General features: G+C 38.3%; 14 protein-coding genes and 1 riboswitch. Of the genes, 4 read left to right on the top strand and 10 right to left on the bottom strand.

Going from position 1 to position 18,062, the window contains the following annotated elements:
- Positions 1–138: 138 nt before the first annotated feature.
- From ACJ2A9_RS15165 to ACJ2A9_RS15155, 3 genes are all read right to left on the bottom strand, one after another.
- The gene (locus ACJ2A9_RS15165; protein WP_441422510.1) at positions 139–1,791 is read right to left on the bottom strand and encodes a 2-hydroxyglutaryl-CoA dehydratase; all 1,653 of its coding nucleotides are present in this window, start codon (positions 1,789–1,791) and stop codon (positions 139–141) included.
- Between the two features lie 118 nt (positions 1,792–1,909).
- Positions 1,910–5,368 carry a BadF/BadG/BcrA/BcrD ATPase family protein gene (locus ACJ2A9_RS15160; RefSeq protein WP_441422509.1) on the bottom strand — a complete coding sequence of 1,153 codons (3,459 nt, stop codon included), beginning with the start codon at positions 5,366–5,368 and terminating at the stop codon, positions 1,910–1,912.
- A gap of 159 nt (positions 5,369–5,527) precedes the next feature.
- Positions 5,528–6,613 (bottom strand): fatty acid desaturase family protein, encoded by a 1,086-nt coding sequence (locus ACJ2A9_RS15155; protein ID WP_441422508.1) that lies wholly within the window; start codon positions 6,611–6,613, stop codon positions 5,528–5,530.
- A 342-nt stretch (positions 6,614–6,955) separates the two neighbouring features.
- Between ACJ2A9_RS15155 and ACJ2A9_RS15150 the strand changes: the two genes are divergently transcribed.
- Together ACJ2A9_RS15150 and ACJ2A9_RS15145 are read left to right on the top strand one after the other, a co-directional pair.
- Positions 6,956–7,807: a DegV family protein gene (locus tag ACJ2A9_RS15150; RefSeq protein WP_441422507.1), complete on the top strand. Its 852-nt coding sequence runs from the start codon at positions 6,956–6,958 to the stop codon at positions 7,805–7,807.
- A 12-nt stretch (positions 7,808–7,819) separates the two neighbouring features.
- Complete coding sequence (locus tag ACJ2A9_RS15145; protein WP_441422506.1) at positions 7,820–8,014, top strand: YwbE family protein; 195 nt, start codon at positions 7,820–7,822, stop codon at positions 8,012–8,014.
- Between the two features lie 146 nt (positions 8,015–8,160).
- Here ACJ2A9_RS15145 and ACJ2A9_RS15140 read toward each other — a convergent pair whose 3' ends face one another.
- The 3 genes from ACJ2A9_RS15140 to ACJ2A9_RS15130 all read right to left on the bottom strand — a co-directional run bounded on the left by ACJ2A9_RS15140 (position 8,161) and on the right by ACJ2A9_RS15130 (position 10,434).
- Positions 8,161–8,883, bottom strand: coding sequence for an amino acid ABC transporter ATP-binding protein (locus tag ACJ2A9_RS15140; protein WP_441422505.1), 723 nt, complete (start codon positions 8,881–8,883; stop codon positions 8,161–8,163).
- A complete protein-coding gene (locus ACJ2A9_RS15135; protein WP_441422603.1) occupies positions 8,880–9,539 on the bottom strand; it encodes an amino acid ABC transporter permease in 660 nt (219 codons plus the stop codon). Before ACJ2A9_RS15135 ends, ACJ2A9_RS15140 begins: the two co-directional genes overlap by 4 nt.
- Positions 9,540–9,603: 64 nt before the next feature.
- Positions 9,604–10,434: an ABC transporter substrate-binding protein gene (locus tag ACJ2A9_RS15130; RefSeq protein WP_441422504.1), complete on the bottom strand. Its 831-nt coding sequence runs from the start codon at positions 10,432–10,434 to the stop codon at positions 9,604–9,606.
- A 129-nt stretch (positions 10,435–10,563) separates the two neighbouring features.
- Positions 10,564–10,754, bottom strand: a riboswitch (Lysine riboswitch).
- Positions 10,755–11,014: 260 nt separating this feature from the next.
- Between ACJ2A9_RS15130 and ACJ2A9_RS15125 the strand changes: the two genes are divergently transcribed.
- Positions 11,015–12,664 carry a M20/M25/M40 family metallo-hydrolase gene (locus ACJ2A9_RS15125; protein ID WP_441422503.1) on the top strand — a complete coding sequence of 550 codons (1,650 nt, stop codon included), beginning with the start codon at positions 11,015–11,017 and terminating at the stop codon, positions 12,662–12,664.
- Positions 12,665–12,747: 83 nt separating this feature from the next.
- On the opposite strand, the gene ACJ2A9_RS15120 is transcribed toward ACJ2A9_RS15125, so the two are convergent.
- The 4 genes from ACJ2A9_RS15120 to ACJ2A9_RS15105 form a co-directional block, all read right to left on the bottom strand.
- On the bottom strand, positions 12,748–14,400 hold the full coding sequence (locus tag ACJ2A9_RS15120) for a glutamine--tRNA ligase/YqeY domain fusion protein (RefSeq protein ID WP_441422502.1): 1,653 nt from the start codon (positions 14,398–14,400) through the stop codon (positions 12,748–12,750).
- A gap of 104 nt (positions 14,401–14,504) precedes the next feature.
- Positions 14,505–15,719 carry a class I SAM-dependent rRNA methyltransferase gene (locus ACJ2A9_RS15115; RefSeq protein ID WP_441422602.1) on the bottom strand — a complete coding sequence of 405 codons (1,215 nt, stop codon included), beginning with the start codon at positions 15,717–15,719 and terminating at the stop codon, positions 14,505–14,507.
- Between the two features lie 145 nt (positions 15,720–15,864).
- Positions 15,865–16,575 (bottom strand): BsuPI-related putative proteinase inhibitor, encoded by a 711-nt coding sequence (locus tag ACJ2A9_RS15110; RefSeq protein ID WP_441422501.1) that lies wholly within the window; start codon positions 16,573–16,575, stop codon positions 15,865–15,867.
- Between the two features lie 151 nt (positions 16,576–16,726).
- Positions 16,727–17,461, bottom strand: a complete 735-nt coding sequence (locus ACJ2A9_RS15105) for a LysM peptidoglycan-binding domain-containing protein (protein WP_441422500.1) — start codon at positions 17,459–17,461, stop codon at positions 16,727–16,729.
- A gap of 429 nt (positions 17,462–17,890) precedes the next feature.
- Between ACJ2A9_RS15105 and ACJ2A9_RS15100 the strand changes: the two genes are divergently transcribed.
- On the top strand, positions 17,891–18,025 hold the full coding sequence (locus ACJ2A9_RS15100) for a hypothetical protein (protein WP_441422499.1): 135 nt from the start codon (positions 17,891–17,893) through the stop codon (positions 18,023–18,025).
- The last annotated feature ends 37 nt before the right edge of the window (positions 18,026–18,062 follow it).

The raw sequence follows: 18,062 nt of genomic DNA, 5'->3' as shown, positions 1-18,062 counted from the left end.
TTATTTTATAAAAGTAATAATTAACTGGATCATTATTGGTCCACAAGTTTTTAATCGATCTATTCATTCAAACCAGGTTCATTCAAAACAAAAATAAAACCCGCTCGAATGGTAACGGTCCGAGCGGGCTTCTTCTTACTACATGGTTTCTGCTTTTTCTTTCGTTCGTCGAAATGTCATTCTGTGCAGCCGATCATTCGTATCATGTACAATGTTTGCTGCTGTACATGCAACGAAGTGACGGCTTGTTTGTAGTGGATGAGTTATCTTGTCTTTGCTCATCTCTTTTAGCTTATCAATGGTCACACCTTTATTTGCTAACGCTTCATTAAATTCCTTTTGCGCAGCTTGCTTTGCTTTAAAGAGCATCATTTGAATCCGGCTATAGACATTAACTGCACCATCACCCGTTGTTTCAATCGGTAAAAAGATGGCTTCAGGATGAATTTCGGTAATTAACGACTGCACGCCATCGGACACCCCTGAAGACGGCATACACCCAAACGGCTTAACAGAAATCGTCATATTTACTTTTCTCTTCTTCGTATTGAGAATTAATTTTCCAACTTCCATATGCCCTTCGCCACCGCGAACATTGTTGTCATAATACTCCTTCGCTGTTTGTGCGATTTCATCCATATCTGGTAAGTGGTAACCCTTAAGGCCAATTGCCTTCGCATACGTTTGGAAAAGAACTCTCACAGTTCGATCAGCGAGCTTTAACATACGCAAGCGTTTATGCGGATTTTTTCCTTCCAGTCCTTTGCTCTGGGAATCTGCTTTCTTTAAGCGCATCCGCTCTTTTGTATCATGGAGACCTTCCCAGATGAGGAACAAAATCCACGCAGTAATTGATTGAACTTCGACTTCAGCGCCTTCCTCTTCCAGAAACTTTTGCAGTTGATAATTTCCATCGCCCTCTGTTGTCATTGCCCAAAACTCGCCAATGATACTCACTTTTGGTTTTACAAGTGTACGATCAACCTTCACTGCACGAAGCACTTTACGACAACGATATAATGCTGGAAAGATTCCTTTTCGCTGACTCAGGGCATCATACAAAATGGTCTTACACCGTTCAATCGCGGCATTTGTCGCTCCTTCTTCAACTTCATAAGGCCGAATCCGATAGCCGATGGCATTTAAAATATCACCAATCAAAATCGTTTTAAGAAATGTAATAAAAAAGGCGCTGTCCAATTTTAATGCCGCTTCTTCGCCAGTTGCTTGCTTCAGGCCGCTTTGCTGTTGGAATAAAAGCACCCGAAAGCCATCAAATCCTGCGTCACGCAATGCTTTACGGTACTCCGTTACATACGTTCCGAAACGGCATGGGCCACACGATCCACTCGTAATAAACAAATAATTACGCACAATCTCCTCTTTTGTTTTCCCTTCGACATACCGTAAATGCTTCAAATGCTTAATTAAATTCCCAACGGTAAAATATGTAGGGTTACATTGCCCCCTGTTCCCATATTCCTTCCCAAAGCGTAACGAATCATTATCTGGGCAATCCAAATGCTGCACATTGTAGCCTAACCCTTTCAATCCCCCTTCGACCAAATAGTCATGGGCCATTGTCAAACCGCCGAAAAGAAGTGTTGTTGAGTCTTTATCCTTTGCTAAAAATTGCCGTGGCACTGGATCAAACCACTGATCGACAGAACTGTTTAAGTCTAACGCTTCTTCTTGTTCCTGCTTATATCTATTTAACTCTTCTTCAAATAGCTTCCCAACATCACTTTCCTTCTTCTCGTTTGTAAGAGGAATCTCTTTTACGAATTTCACCCTGAGGTCATCTCCTTTTTTATAATGTGCTAGGTTGTTGAGTGTTGTTCTGGCTTCTTCCCGGGAAATTTCAGACAAAGAAGCCCAAATGAACAAAATTTACATGTTTTGTGTACTGTTAACCTAATTTCGAATCGTCCATTAACTGACGGCGTTTTTCCTCAATTAACAGTTCAAGCTTTCTCTTCTTCGTTGCAACATCTTCTAATTTTTCTTCATGAAGTCCTAAGCTGTGTGCATATGTTTTGACGCGAATTTTAATTGAACCACTTGGTTTGTTGGCATCAATATCATGCAGTGCTGAGTACGGCGAACCAGAAGCAGAAATCACTGAATCAATTAAGCCGTATGTCGGTGCATCATGCCCGCACTTGAAGCTTGAAAGATCCAGAACAGCAACATTCGGATGACGTGCAGCAAATTTTGCTGCCCAAACTTTTTGAACACTGTTTGAGCTGAAGTTCTCTGGCCAAACGTCCGTTACGTCTAATGCATGCTCTGTACGACCCTTCTCCAAATCGTCTTTAAAGAACCGACGCAACCATGCTTCATCCTTTGGTATGGAACGCATTGATAAAATTGGATAGCCTAGAACCTGAAACTCATCAAGTACACCATGATTCAAGCCTGGATCTGAATGATACGGCCTGCCAATCATCAGTATGGCAATCCGATTTTCTTTCTCAACCTGCTCGAGGATATTACGTCCTTTCTCCTGCATTTCTTGATCAAACATTTCGATTGCTTTCCATGCTTCATCACAAGCAAAATTACTTTCATCCTCTGTCATTTGCAAAAAGTCTTTAAATGCTTCAAATAACTGCTTTTTCAATAAATTCGGTTCCGTTAACGTAACGGCAGGATCAAAATAGGTCACACCATTTTGCTTAAAGAAGTCCGTTTCCTTTGTGAAAGCAGCCTTGATCACATTCGGTGCTCCAGCTACGATTGGGCAACTTGCAGAATCGATGACATTTTGCAGATGTGTCGGAATATGCGTGATACAAGGGAAAAAGATCGCATCAAGAGGCTTTTTCTCACTATTTTTTTTGAAAAGGAGGTTATGCATATGTGCTTGCGCAACTTTCGATGGATAACATGGATCAATTGAGCCATACTTTCCACCTTGCTGCCACATCTCCTCACTCGTATAATCACTAAAGACAATATTTCGTTCATTAATGCCTAACGTTTCAAAATATGTTCGCCAAAATGGTGCAGTTGACCAAATGTTAAGTACTCGAGGAATCCCTATTCGCAGTTGTCCACGTCGTTCGATCGCTTCCTCTCGGGAACGCTCGAAAGGACGTTCTACCTTCACTTTACGATTGCCAAACCCAAGTAAACCTGGCTTTTCTTCTACATCCTCAACAACCGTCTCCGTGCCTGGCAGCGGCTCTGGATCATAAAAATGCTGGTACATCCGCTTCGCTTCATAATCAACAAGATTCGGATATTGCTTTTTCAACTGATTTCGCTCTCTCGTTAGCTTGATCACCGCATCTTTATCTTCAACTGTCCCTTTTTCACAGCTAAAGCCTGAGATGTATCGTGCTGTTTCTCCTGTTGGTGTCACGGTATCAATAAATGTTCGGCTGCAATGATTTGGACAAAAGTTACAACGTGTTGATTCATCATTGCGTGAGGCGTACTGCATCCCAACTGCATCATCCAAACCGAGGAACGTTGAATAACCTCGTCGCTTTACGACTCGAAGCGTTTCCATCGCTGCCCCAATTGCCCCGGCTTCTCCTGTATGAGGATGAACGTACACTTCAGCATCCGGGACACGCTCTTTAATGTAGTCAACCTGTGCTTTTACTGCTGCAAGGTTGTGCTGTGTACCACCTTGCAACACAAACTTGCGGCCAAGCTCTGCCATTCGCGGAATTTGAACAACATATTGCCAGACATTTTTCGGAAGTACCATCGCAAGTCCCGCTAACAGCTCTTCCTTCGCGTAACCTTCCTTTTGAAAGTTCACCCGGTCGGAATCCAGGAAGACAGCACAGCCATAGGAGAATTTGGGCGAAAGGTCGGCATTGAAAGCAGCATCAGCGTATTCTTGGATTGGGATTCCAAACTGATCAGCCATCGCTTGCAGGAGCATCCCGTTCCCCGCTGAGCATTGATTGGATAAACGGAAATTACGAATATCACCATTTTTCATAAAGAGAACTTTAATGTCTTGCCCGCCAATATCACAAATGACATCTACATCACCGAAATAATGAACCGCACTCATCATATGTGCCACTGTTTCGACAATATTGACATCTGCTTTTAACGTTTTTTCAAGAACATCAGCGGCATACCCTGTTGCCCCAAAGCCGATAATCTCAAGCTTTGCCCCTTGTTCTTCAACTTTGTCTTGGATTCTATTCAACAGTTCCTTCGTATCTTTAATTGGGTTTCCTTTCGATAACTGATACTCCTTCATCAGAATATTTCCGCCTTCATCAACGACAACAGCTTTTGAAGATGTGGAACCGCCATCAAGCCCGATAACAGCTTTTATTGTTTCTCCAGACTGAAAGCTTGCTGGCGTGAACTTCGGAATACTGTATTGCTGACGAAACTCTTCTAACTCCTCACGACTCTTAACAAGCGGTGCCCCTGCTTTCTCACCAAGCTTTGCCTTTCGTCCATGGGTAATGAACGTCTTCAAGTCTTGCAATCCTTTATATAAACCGACATCCGCCGGCTCATGCATTCCATAAATAACCGCCCCATATGCGGCATAGTACTGGGCATTTTCAGGGATAAAAATTAACTCTTCAATTGGAATGTCCTTTGGATAATCATAGCCGCGCTGATCCCATGATTCAGGAATTCTCTTTCTCCAACATTGCTGTAAAAATGGTAAATATGTATTTGGTCCACCTAATAACAGCACTTTATGCTTTAATGTGTTTCCTCGAGTTAATACAGACAGGTTTTGCATGACAATCGCATCCGCTAATGAGCACATAATTTCAGCAGAAGGAATACTGCTTTTTACAAGATTCACAATATCGGTTTCTGCAAAAACACCACACTTCGCAGCAACATGATGGAGCTTTGAATCATCAAAATCGAGCTTAGCAACCTCATCTTCAGGCATGCCAACTTTGATCATACATTTATCAATCGTTGCCCCTGTTCCTGACGCACATTTGTCGTTCATTGAGGTACTTGCCTGTTTATCTCCAGTTTCCTCATTTTCTTTGAAAATAATAATCTTCGCATCTTGTCCACCAAGCTCAACGACACTGCCAACATCAGGATGAAGCTCTTCAACAGCCATTGTCACAGCATTCACTTCCTGGACAAACTTCGCCCCTATATGCTCAGCAATGGGGCTTCCTCCCGAACCTGTTATGAAAATACGAATGTTTTCTTTACTAACATTTGAAAATTCATTACCAATCCGCACAAGGAATTCTTGAACCATTTCCGCCTGTTTTGTATTGTGCCTTTGATAATCAGACCAAACAATTTTTTTGTTTGTTGGATTCACAACCGTTGCTTTTACGGTTGTTGAACCAACATCAATACCAATAATAAGCGAGCTGAAATCATTATTCAGTTCGTCCAACGTCATCACTTCCTTACCATATATTACATTTAGTATTTGAAATAGGTTAACAACATATGCGTAGTGTTTAAATGTTTTCTTGAATAATTTTACAGTTATAGTTTTGACAAAAAAAAATCCTGTATCCACTGTTATGGATACAAGATTTTCATTTCTTCATTATTTATTCACTGAAATTGTCGTTTTCTCTCTTTTTACTTCAACTTGTTGAGAAGTAATATTCTGCGGATCAAGGCCTTTTCCTAATGTTCCATACAAATTCCCTTGACGAGGGTCAATAAGCTCTTCGTGTTGATAATATGCTCTAGGCGTTTTGTACAGTGCCTTTAGAGCACTTCCTAATGGCATTTCATGATAACGCTCCGGCCACATTTCTTTGATCTGCTGCTTCACTAATGGATAATACTTTGGATTCATCCCTGGAAACAAATGATGTTCTGTGTGATAAGAAAAGTTAAAATGAAGAACATCTACCCATTTTGGCACCGTTACAGTAAGACTGTTAGCAAGCGGATCGTTGACCGGTACAAGTGGATTTAAACGATGATTCGTTGAAATATAGGCCATAACAATAAAGTTGGCAATAAGCAATGGCAGCAAGAAAGCAAAGAACCAGTTTGCAAATCCGATCATAGTCAGTAGCCCGATCCAGCTTGCCCACGGAAGAATTAGCTGAAACCATACTTTTGGACGTTTTCTCGGGTTAAATTCTTTAATATATGTTACGAACATTTTCAATGAATGTAACGAAAATTGCAGTGTTAAGCAACTAAAGCTAAAAAATGAGCGAAACGATAATGGCAACTGATACACCCATCGTAAAAAAGGGACTTTCGCTAAACGTTCAAACGTAGGCCATGCATCAGGATCTTTTTCTTCATCTTGCGTATGAACATGGTGAGTTATGTTGTGCCACTTTCTCCATAAGCTTGGTCCTGTGCATAATGGCCAAAAAGCAATCGCACCTAAAAAATCACGAAGCCATGGATTTCTCACGACAACACCATGGAGAATTTCGTGACCTAAAAAGCCCATGGCAGCAAAGCTTGCTCCGATAATTACCGACAACATAACATTTAATATTGGATGTAAGTCAAATAGACTTATTGTTACAATGCTTGCTGTTATTACAAATAAATAAGCTAGTCCACCCAAAAGACGTGAAGGTACTGGTGAAAACACTTCTTTTGGTAACTTTGGTGATAACCGCGCTGCATACCAGCCTAGTGATTGATATTCCTTCATAATAAAAAGCCCCTTTCAAATGTCAAACCTGTTTTACTAATCTAACTACTAAGCAAAAGTAAACACTTATACTGTATATCTCTATATAAACGTTTACAAAGGTGCTCTTATTATGTGCAGATTAGAAAATATTAGTACTATATTCCATTAAACAACATAATTACAGTTCTAATGTTAACATATATTTTTGCAATTACAATCAGTTTTTATTACCAGGTACTAGCAATTAATGATAATTATTTATTTCTGCAAAAGTTTACCCTCTCTCTCGATTATCACGGTAATTATTGTGTACAATAGAAAATGAAATCAACTATAAATAATGACTAAAGGACTATGATAATGACAAAGAAAAAAATTGCCTGGATTACTGACAGCACTGCATTTATTACTGAAGATTTAAAAAATAACCCTGACGTATATGTCGTTCCGCTTGGTATCGTTTTTGGTAACGATGTCTATGAAGATGGAGTTAATCTCACTACAGAAGTATTATATGAACGAATTCGATCTGAAAAAGAAGTGCCAAAAACTTCACAGCCTCCAGTTGGAAAATTCGCTGAGTTATATGAGCAACTAAAAGCAGAATATGAATGTGCGATTGCGATCCATATCTCAAGCCAGTTAAGTGGGACGATGGACAGCAGCAAGTCTGGTAGCGATATAGCCGGGTTTGATGTCGAAGTGATTGATTCAAAAATTATGTCTTATGGAATTACAACGTTACTCTACAAAGGGATGGAATTAGCTAAAAAAGGTCAATCCCAGAAAGAGATTGCTTCTGCACTTAGAACAGAGGCGAACAAATCTGAAAATTTTATTCTACTAGGGAACTTAGAACAATTTTATAAAGGGGGACGAATGTCTGGAACGCAGTATTTGCTCGGAAATATATTGCAAATTAAACCGATCATCCGCATTAATCAAGAAGGGGCATTTGAACTTTTTGAGCGAGTGCGCTCCGAAAAGAAAGCAGTTAAGCGCCTAGTGGAATTGCTGAAGCAATCGTACGACAATCATACAATTCATGAAATTCAAATCATGCATGGAAATGTACTGGACAAGGCAAGGAAGCTTGAGGAACAAATAAAAGAAATCTACCCGGAACTAAATATTGTAATCGGTGAAATCAGTTCGACCATTGCCGCACATGCTGGTGAAGGAACCGTCGCAATCATATGGCATAATGAATAGGCAGGTGTATTAATGAATGGTCAATATCGAAAAAACATTTCTTCTGGGCTGCATGTAAACATCGTCCTAAAGCAAGATCAAAAAACAGGGAAACTTACAGCAGGCGTGGTAAAGGACATATTAACAAAAGCTAGCTTTCATCCACACGGTATCAAAGTAAGGCTTGAGGATGGCAGCATCGGCAGGGTAAAAGAATTACTTGGCTGAATCGTCCTACCTTAAACATGAAAAAAAAGGATGTCTCAAAAAAAAGTAACAGTCGCCTTGAACACAAAATAGAGTCTCTGATGTAACCTCTCAATTTTGTAAATCGTTCGCTGAGAACTGTCACTTATGAGACATCCTTTTCAATATTATAAGATCTGACTTAGAAACCGTTTTGTTCTTTCATGTTGCGGATTATTAAAGATGTCTTTCGGTGCACCCTCTTCAATGATATGGCCATCAGCCAGCATCACAACGCGATCAGCTACTTCTTTCGCAAAACCCATTTCATGAGTAACGACAACCATTGTCATTCCCTCTTTGGCTAAATCCTTCATCACTTGTAATACTTCACCGACAAGTTCAGGGTCAAGCGCAGATGTTGGCTCATCAAACAACATCGCTTCTGGTTCCATTGCCAGAGCTCTGGCAATAGCCACGCGTTGCTTTTGTCCGCCTGATAATTGCTCAGGATAAAAGTTCGCCTTATCGCTGAGACCAACTTTCTCCAGCAATTGATGTGCCTTTTTTACCGCACTTTCTTTTCCTTGTCTTTTTACGAACAATGGTGCCATCGTTAAATTCTCAAGAACTGATTTATGAGGGAAAAGGTTAAAATGCTGAAATACCATTCCAACACGTTCTCTTACTTTGTTTAGATCCGTCTTTTTTGGATCAATTTTATCACTATTTAAGTAAATGTCTCCTCCATTAGGTGTTTCTAAAAAGTTTAAACATCGTAATAGTGTACTTTTACCTGATCCACTCGCCCCAATTAAAACAACAACCTCACCTTTACTAACTTCGAGGTCAATATTTTTTAATACTTGCAGGTCTCCAAAGGATTTGACTAAGTTATTCACTTTAATCATGATGCTTTCCCCCCTTTTGAAACATCTAAACGAGCCTCAATCATGTTCACGATCTTTGTGAAGATTAAAACTAAGATTAAATAGTAAATTCCAACAACAAAATACGTTTCAAATGGCATAAAGTTTTCACCTTGGGCTTGTAATGCTGTATTAAATAAATCGGTAACAGCAATATACGCAACAAGAGAAGAATCTTTTAAGCCAATAATAAATTGGTTACCTAATGGTGGAATTGAACGTTTAAATGCCTGCGGAAATACTACTTTGCGCATTGCTAATGGATATGACATCCCAAGTGATCGAGCTGCCTCCATTTGTCCCTTATCTATGGATTGAATTGACCCTCTAAATATTTCAGCAATATAAGCACCAGAGTGAATCCCTAATGCTACCGCCCCTGCTGTAAAATTAGATAGTGGCAGGAAACTGGCAATACCATAATATAAGAACATAATTTGTACAATCAGTGGTGTACCACGAATAAGACCTATATAGATGTCAGCAAGAAAGTTTAACAGTTTTGAAGTAGATATTTTAAATAAAGCAAAGACAATTCCAATAATTGTTGCAATCAACAGAGAAACTGCTGTAATACTGATTGTTGTCCAAGTTGCCTTTAAAAATGCTGCCCCGTGCGAATTAAAAATCCCGATAATACTATCTAAAAACTCCACTTAATACTCCTTTCATGAAAAAAGGTGCGTAACGCACACGCACCTTTTATTTCATAATGTTCTCATTAAACCATTTCATACTAATTTCTTCGTATGTTCCATCTTCAATCATTGCAGCAATCGCCTCATTGATTTGCTCAACTAATTGTTCATTTCCTTTGTTAACAGCTACAGAGATTAAATCTTCATTTAATAGCTCATAAACTGGCTTAATTTTTAAGCCTCGCTCATTCATTGCTGATAAACCAACAATATTATCAGTAATAACGGCATCAATACGTCCTACAGATAAATCTTGCAGGGCGTTAACATCACTTGGGTATCCATTGATTTTATCAGAAAGCTCTTCAGCCATATCTCTCCATGTGCTCGATTGAATTACTCCAATAGTTTTACCTTCTAAATCCTCAGGTGATTGGATCTCTTCATCATCAGCATTGACAAAAATTTGTGCCCCAGAAATATAGTAAGGATTTGTAAAGTCGACTTGCTCAGCTCTTTCCTCTGTCGCAGTCATACTTGCGATAATCGCATCATAATGATTAGCACGTAACCCTTGAATAATTGTTTCCCATGGGTTTGTTACCGGATTTGCTTCAAGACCAAGACGGTTTGCAATTTCAGTCCCGATTTCCACATCAAATCCTGTTAATTCACCATCTTTTGTAAAGTTTAATGGCGGATATAAACCACTCATTGCAAACGTAAATTTTCCATCATTCACTAAATTAAATTCTGCAGATTCTTCTGTTGTCACTTCAGCAACCTCTTCAGTAGCATCAACGTCGTTTTCTGTAACTGCTTCTTCACTTGATCCACAAGCGCTGATCATAAGTAGAACAAGTACTAGCAGCATTGCAAATAAACCTTTTTTCATCATCTTTCCCCCTAATTGATTTCTCCAGCTGGTCCTCTCTATTTTTGTCCCAGCTTTATCTAGAAAGCAGATTTAGGCATAAAAAAAGCCGTATATTTTATACGGTTTGTTTACGACCCGCATCTAAACTTTGAAGATAGCACTTCACAACTTTTACAAAGAAAAAGCTGTGACAGTTCTGTCCCTTTTCGAGTACAGACCCAACTCCTATATCCAGGAAAATATAAGAATTTCGGCAATTTAACCTTTCATTTGTCCTCAATTGACCATTCCTGTGTCTTAAACAAACTACTTTTTTAAACCGCACCTCTACCTCATCTTTTAAATGAGGATTTATTATTTGATTATATTGAATAAAATAATTATAAAATAGTTTGATAGTTTATACAAGAAATGTTTGTTAGCATTTTCTTCCTATGTATAAAACCAAACTAATCCTTGACGTTATAGGACGTTTTATATTATACCAATAAATAGGGTTTATTATATTTATACTATTTAATGATAATAACATTTAACTAAGTTTTGAAGGGGCTTTTTAAATCTCATTACCTTAAAGCACCTATTAAAGGAGAATACTATGCTAGCTTGTCGTGAAGATGTTTTATTTTTAACAAACCAACTTGTCAATATTGAAAGTATTGTTAATACTGATGGGGAAAAGGAAATTAGCCAGGCAATTTTCACCTTGCTTTCCAACATCCCTTACTTTAAAAATAATCCTGACTACTTAATCAAATCACAAACAAGAAATGATGTACTAGAACGTTATAATGTGATTGCCTTTGTGAAAGGGACAAAAGGTCAAAGTAATAAAACCATGATTTTGATGGGCCATATGGATACAGTTGGAATCGACGACTTTAACCATTTAAAGGATAAAGCATGTTATCCAGGTGAGTTAATGGAAGCATTACAATCGGAAGAGCTACCCGCACTTGTAAAAGAGCATTTACAGTCTAATGACTACTTATTTGGCAGAGGCACACTTGATATGAAAAGTGGTGTTGCAAGCAACCTCTACTTACTTCAATATTATTCAGAGCATCCTGAAGAGCTTGAGGGCAACTTATTAGTTGTTGTTGAATGTAATGAAGAAGATAGTTCGCATGGAATTCTCTCTGCATTGGACGATTTAAAGTCACTAAGAGAACAACACCAATTTGACTATGTCGCTGCCATCAATGCCGATTTTGTCTCACCGAGGTATGAAGGTGATGAAAATCGTTACATTTATAAAGGTACAGTAGGTAAACTTCTTCCCTCTTTCTTTATTACTGGTTCAGAGACACATGTAGGGTCTTGTTTCGAAGGGCTTGATCCAAACTTTATTGCAGCCGAATTAACAAAACAAATTAACTATAACCCTGAGTTATGTAATGAAGCACACGGTGAAACAACTGTTCCACCCGTTTCATTAAAGCAGACAGATTTAAAACCAACATACACTGTGCAAACAGCACTTTCAGCATATGTCTATTACAACTTCTTCATTCACTCCTGGTCACCAGAAGATGTATTAGTGAAGCTTAAAGAGCAAGCGGAAATTGCGTTTACCAATGCTTTAAAAGCTTTTAATGAACGTTATGAAACATTTAGTAAGGTAAGTAAACAGCCTTATCAAGAAGTTCCTTGGAAATCCAGAGTAATGACTTACAGCGAAATGGAAGCTCTTTTAATTGAGGAACATGGTGAGCGCTATGTAACTCATATGAAAGAATTTAAAGAGCAATTGCTCTTAAATACAGAGTTAGATACGAGAATGTTTGCAGCACGAGTAGTTGAAGAAGCCTGGAAATGGATGACAGACCAAAGCCCGGCGATTATTCTTTTCTACTCTTCACTCTATTCACCAAGAATTGAAGTGACTGGGTCAACTGAAAAGGAAAAAAATCTGATCAATGCTTTAGATGCAGCTGTAGAAACCGTGCAACCGACATATAAGCATCCAATTGTGACGAGAAACTTCTTCCCATATATTTCTGATATGAGCTTTGTTGCCTTAAGCGATGATGAGAAAGGCATCCAAGCCGTGTCAGATAATAATCCTGGCTGGGGAAGTAAGCACTTTGTCGATTATGAAGCGATTAGAGATATCAATGTTCCCGTCATTAACATTGGTCCTTATGGCTTTGATGCTCATAAAAAATACGAACGGATGGAACTAAGCTACTCACTTGACATTGTTCCTAATTTAACTAACGAAGTAATCCAAAATGTATTAAAATAAGGTCGTTGGCTGCAAAACAAATAGGGAGCGCAAGATGCGCTCCCTATTTGTTTTGCCTATACTCTTTTCCTCTAACAACGCTACTACAACTTAAACGAGCTTTTCAATGAAACAATGCGGTTAAATACCAGCTTCTCTGCCGTTGTTTCTTTTGGATCGACATTGAAGTAGCCATGTCTGAAAAATTGATACTTATCTTGCGCCTTTGCTTCGTCCATATTCGGCTCTACAAAACCATTCACAATCTCTAAAGAATTTGGATTCACATGATCAAGGAACGACTCTGATTCTTCTTCTTCGTTCTCAACAATCAATGAATCATAAAGCCTGAATTCCGCAGACTTGGCGTTTGTTGCCTCAACCCAATGGATCGTTCCTTTCACTTTTCTCCCGGTAAAGCCTGTCCCACTCTTCGTTTCTGGGTCATACGTACAATGAAGCTCGATCACATTTCCTTCTTCATCTTTAATAACGTCCTCACATTTAATAAAGTAGGCATGCTTTAAGCGAACTTCATTTCCCGGGAATAGACGGAAATATTTTTTCGGTGGATTTTCCATAAAGTCCTCTTGCTCAATGTAGATTTCCCTTGAGAATGGGATTTGTCTTGTTCCCATCTCTGGATTTTCCGGATTGATTTCTGCATCAAGCATCTCCACTTGACCTTCAGGGTAGTTTGTAATTACAACTTTTAACGGCTTAAGTACCGCCATTGTTCGAGGTGACTTTAGTTTTAAATCTTCACGGACAAAATGCTCAAGCATTTGGACATCAACTGTACTATAGCTCTTTGCCACACCAATTTCACGGCAGAATGCACGAATGGCCTCTGGTGTAAAACCGCGGCGACGAAGCCCTGAAATTGTCGGCATCCGCGGATCATCCCATCCATCTACATAGTTTTCATCGATTAACTGCTTTAGCTTTCGCTTACTCATTACTGTATTTGTTAAGTTTAAGCGTGCAAACTCAATTTGCTTCGGTTTTGCTTCGACCTCACTATGTTCAACAACCCAGTTATACAGTGGACGTTGATCTTCAAATTCCAACGTACAAATCGAGTGAGTGACACCTTCAATTGCATCCTCCAGCGGATGAGCGTAAGCATACATTGGATAAATACACCACTTATCACCCGTATTATGGTGATTCGCATGAGAAATACGGTAAATAACTGGATCTCTCATATTAATATTCGGAGAAGCCATATCAATTTTTGCTCTTAATACTTTTTCTCCGTTCTTAAATTCCCCGTTTTTCATCCGTTCAAATAAATCAAGGTTTTCTTCGACACTTCGACTTCTCGACGGACTTTCTTTTCCTGGTTCCTTTAATGTACCGCGATATTCTCTAATTTCATCGACAGATAAATCCTCGACATAGGCTAACCCCTTTTTAATGAGTAAGACTGCACGGTCATACATTTCATCGAAATAGTTTGACGCAAAGCATAAGTTTTCCCACTCATAGCCTAACCATTTTACGTCTTCTTTGATTGAGTCAACGAATTCCTGATCCTCTTTCAACGGGTTCGTATCATCAAAACGCAAATTTGTTTTGCCATTGTACTCATCCGCTAAATCAAAATTTAAGACAATTGATTTAGCATGACCAATATGTAAATAGCCATTCGGTTCCGGCGGGAATCGCGTAACGATCTCGTTGTACTCCCCTGACTTTAAATCTTCATTAATAATATTTTTGATAAAGTTAGATGACGTTGTTTTATTCTCCATCCAATCTCAACCTTTCTCTCCACACAATAATTTACTGTTAGTTATATCATAAAAACCCATATATATCTATCTATCATTCCAAATCTGCATGAATTTAGTCACTTTTATCTTCTGCGGTTTTGTCCCTTCCCCTTCTTAATAAACACAACTTTTAAATAATTGCCTTCTTGAAACTCCTTAGCCGTTCGAAAGTCATCAGGTAATGAAAATTCTTCAAGGATTGTATACTTTTCATTCCTTTCTTTAAAAGCTGTCTCAATAAAACCTTTAAACTTCTCTATTCCAAATGTACTGCAATTTGTTGATGCGACAATCACACCGTCTTTTTCCGTGATTGCAATCGCTTCTTTTAGCAGGTTTTTATAATCTTTGGCTGCACTAAACGTATATTTCTTAGACCGTGCAAAACTTGGCGGATCAAGAATAACTAGATCAAAGGACAAGTTCTTTTTTACCGCATATTTAAAGTAATTAAACACATCCATTACGATAATATCCTGTGCTTCATAATCGATCCCATTGACACTAAATTGCTCAATCGTCTTACTCAAGCTGCGGTTTGCTAAATCAACACTTGTTGTTTTCTCAGCGCCACCCAATTCCGCTGCCACCGAAAATGCTCCTGTGTATGAAAACGTGTTTAAGACATTCTTCCCTTTTGCATAGCTGTCTCGAATCGCCTTTCTTACTTCTCGTTGATCCAAAAAGACACCAACCATTGCGCCTTCATCTAAATAGATAGCAAAATTAATGCCATTTTCTTTGACGATAATCGGAAACTCTCCACGTTCACCGCAAACAAAATCATCATCATCAATAGATGTGCCTTTTGTATCAAATCGCTTCTTTTCGTAAATTGCTTTATAATCAGTTAGCGTTTTAAGCGATTGAATGACTTCCTCGTTAAATGTGTAAATCCCCTCACTGTACCAACTGATTACATAATAACCATCGAAATAATCAACCGTAAGTCCACCGATTCCATCACCTTCGCCGTTAAACACACGAAAGGCTGTTGTTTCGGAATCAGTAAAGAAGTGCTTGCGTTTGTTTAATGCTGTTCTAATCTTCTTTTCAAAAAAGTGAGCATCAAGCTGTTCATTCTCCTTATGAGTAAGAACCCAGCCATAGCCTTTGTTTTGTTTTCCATAATAGCCTCTGCCAATGAATTGATTCCGTTCATCAACGAGCGTAATGATCGTCCCTTCTTCTGTTAGATCATCTATGTTCATTATTGCTTCCTTAAAAATAAGTGGATACCCACCTTTAAATTTATTCACATGTTTGCGTTTTACTTCAACTTTCACTTCACTATTCATCGTTTCATCCCTTATCATTTTTTTCCGATCTACTGCTTCTATTTTACACATTCTTTCCCTATTACAAAAGAAATGCGAAAAAACTGAGAGTAACTACTACTCTCAGTTTAAAACAATTGATGAATGGCTAAACATTATGATCTTACTATTGAAGGATGAATCGTTCGATTGTTTTTTGTTCTATCTCTGTATCCGTATAAATAAATGTAATTTCACTGCCTTCTTCTAGTTCAACCAATTGTTCTTGGGCGTGCTCTGTTAATTGAAATGCAGTTGGAATTCCATCAAGCTCTACTTCAATTGTGTGCGGATCCGCTTGACCAACATACAATCCTACACCTTTATAATAGATCGAGTTTTCAACAGTGAATGCTTCTGTTGTGACTGCCTCGCCCTCTACTAAATTTAAGAACAGATCAATCGTATAATTCCCGTTTGGCAAGCCTTCGATTTCAAATTCATTTACTAACCCTTCACTTGGCTGCAGTGTATGCTCTTGTAACGCCATAGAGAACGCCGCATCATCAGAATATTGAGCAACTTTTTGGCCTTCCTCATCATAGACAATATAATCTGCCTGTAAACTACTTGAGAAGACTAACTCTACTTCCTTATCAGTCTCATTACTGACAGAATAAACAACCTTAACAGTGCCATCCTCTTCATTTGTAATATCTACGTGACTTACTAATTCAACTTCGGCAGCTTCCTCATCTGTACCTTGTTCTTTTTCAACCTCATTACCTTCATCAATTACTTCAGGCTCACTATTTGTATCAGAAGTTCCACAACCTACTAATAACCCAGCTGCAACTAGTGAAGAAAGTAAGAGATAACTTATTTTAGTTCGTTTCATCACCAACAACCCCTCATATAATTTTTATAAATATCACTTCAAACTATTAGACGTTGTTACTCTGAAAAAGTCTCATCATTTCTAAAAAAATAATTAACCTTGAATCATTGTTTCTAAATTGTTCATATTTAAATACATAGACTGTAATGTGTTAAACAGATAAAAACGACACAAGTGCAGGACGATTCGAGTTTTGATATAGAATTTCTACTTTCTTTCCTGATAACGCTGTAAAATGACTTGCCGTTCCATAAGCGACTTGCAAAACCATAGCTTCACCATTAATCATAAACTCCACAAATGAAGAGTCAACAGCACCAATAACTGTAGCTGAACTCTTAAGAATACCCGTTTGCTTAATTGTTAACTTTTGTCCGATAATAACGAGATCATCCCGCAATTGATTATCTGCCTTGATCTTCGAGATGGTAGTATTAAATCTCTTAGCAATACTCCACAGTGTATCTCCTGGAGCGACTGTATAAACAGCATTCATCACCTTTTCTTCAACTTCCAGAGTTTCCGCAACGTTTTCCTTTTGTTCTACCACTTTTTGTTCCGCTAAGTACTCTTCATGCATTGGAAGCTCAAGCTTTTGTCCTACTTTAATTAAATCTGTATGTAATTGATTCACTTGTTGTATTTGTTGAACAGTCACACCATGCTTTTTTGCTAAACTATAAAGTGTATCTCCAGCCTGTACAGTATATTCCCCTTGGCAAGCACTTGTTTCCTCTGTTCCTACATATAATATACTACCCGTCGCTAAAGTACCTGCAAAGGCATAGCCTAACCATTTTCTTTTCCTAACGTTTGCATCCCTTAATTTTTTTTCTTGAATTCTTTCTTTACGAGTCTTCGTTACAGCAATAACTTCTTCTACCATGTTGAATTCTTCCCCCATTTTCTATCTAATCAATGACAAATATAGCCACTTTTGTCGAAATCAATATTATTTTCGGGTCATTTTCTGTTTTTTGAGGGTCGTTATTATAATCAGGTGAAAAGATATAGAAATAGATTTATTAGTAAATATTACAAGAATCTTTATTACTGTATCTACCCTAAATTGCATCCGTCCATTATCACACAAAAAAACTGCTCTCAATGATACTGGACCGTTAGTTTTAGAAAAATTGATGCTAGAAAATAGTTAAAGATAGAAAGAAACGTCTCTCTTTTTTCTAAAGAAACTCTTCACCTATCTATTTTCTGACGCAGGTTTATCTAAGAATAAATCTGGAAAAAGTGATAGAGGAAAGAACTTATCTAACATTTTTCACATAACAGGAAATAGAAATAAGGAGGAATTGAGATGGTTGAAAACTTTATGTATGAGATTGGGTGTATTTTGGCTGAATACGAGGAATTAGAAAAGATTGAAACACTAGGTCACGGCGTGTACGAAGTTACGCTGCTGCTTGATCAATATAAAAATAGCTTAGAGTAGGATGAAGGATTTAGTTAAAAGTTAATAGTTAAGAGTT

This window comes from Anaerobacillus sp. MEB173 (assembly GCF_052119505.1).
Lineage (GTDB): Bacteria > Bacillota > Bacilli > Bacillales > JBJMAU01 > JBJMAU01.
Note: the sequence above shows the minus strand (reverse complement) of the source record. Positions and strands in the feature narration are given on the sequence as shown.

What these genes read in the sequence shown, in the direction of transcription:
- ACJ2A9_RS15155 (WP_441422508.1), bottom strand. Translation starts at nt 6,613, where the DNA reads ATGAAGGAATATCAATCACTAGGCTGGTATGCAGCGCGGTTATCACCA.
- ACJ2A9_RS15150 (WP_441422507.1), top strand. Translation starts at nt 6,956, where the DNA reads ATGACAAAGAAAAAAATTGCCTGGATTACTGACAGCACTGCATTTATT.
- ACJ2A9_RS15145 (WP_441422506.1), top strand. Translation starts at nt 7,820, where the DNA reads ATGAATGGTCAATATCGAAAAAACATTTCTTCTGGGCTGCATGTAAAC.
- ACJ2A9_RS15140 (WP_441422505.1), bottom strand. Translation starts at nt 8,883, where the DNA reads ATGATTAAAGTGAATAACTTAGTCAAATCCTTTGGAGACCTGCAAGTA.
- ACJ2A9_RS15130 (WP_441422504.1), bottom strand. Translation starts at nt 10,434, where the DNA reads ATGAAAAAAGGTTTATTTGCAATGCTGCTAGTACTTGTTCTACTTATG.
- ACJ2A9_RS15125 (WP_441422503.1), top strand. Translation starts at nt 11,015, where the DNA reads ATGCTAGCTTGTCGTGAAGATGTTTTATTTTTAACAAACCAACTTGTC.
- ACJ2A9_RS15120 (WP_441422502.1), bottom strand. Translation starts at nt 14,400, where the DNA reads ATGGAGAATAAAACAACGTCATCTAACTTTATCAAAAATATTATTAAT.
- ACJ2A9_RS15115 (WP_441422602.1), bottom strand. Translation starts at nt 15,719, where the DNA reads ATGAATAGTGAAGTGAAAGTTGAAGTAAAACGCAAACATGTGAATAAA.
- ACJ2A9_RS15110 (WP_441422501.1), bottom strand. Translation starts at nt 16,575, where the DNA reads ATGAAACGAACTAAAATAAGTTATCTCTTACTTTCTTCACTAGTTGCA.
- ACJ2A9_RS15105 (WP_441422500.1), bottom strand. Translation starts at nt 17,461, where the DNA reads ATGGTAGAAGAAGTTATTGCTGTAACGAAGACTCGTAAAGAAAGAATT.
- ACJ2A9_RS15100 (WP_441422499.1), top strand. Translation starts at nt 17,891, where the DNA reads ATGGTTGAAAACTTTATGTATGAGATTGGGTGTATTTTGGCTGAATAC.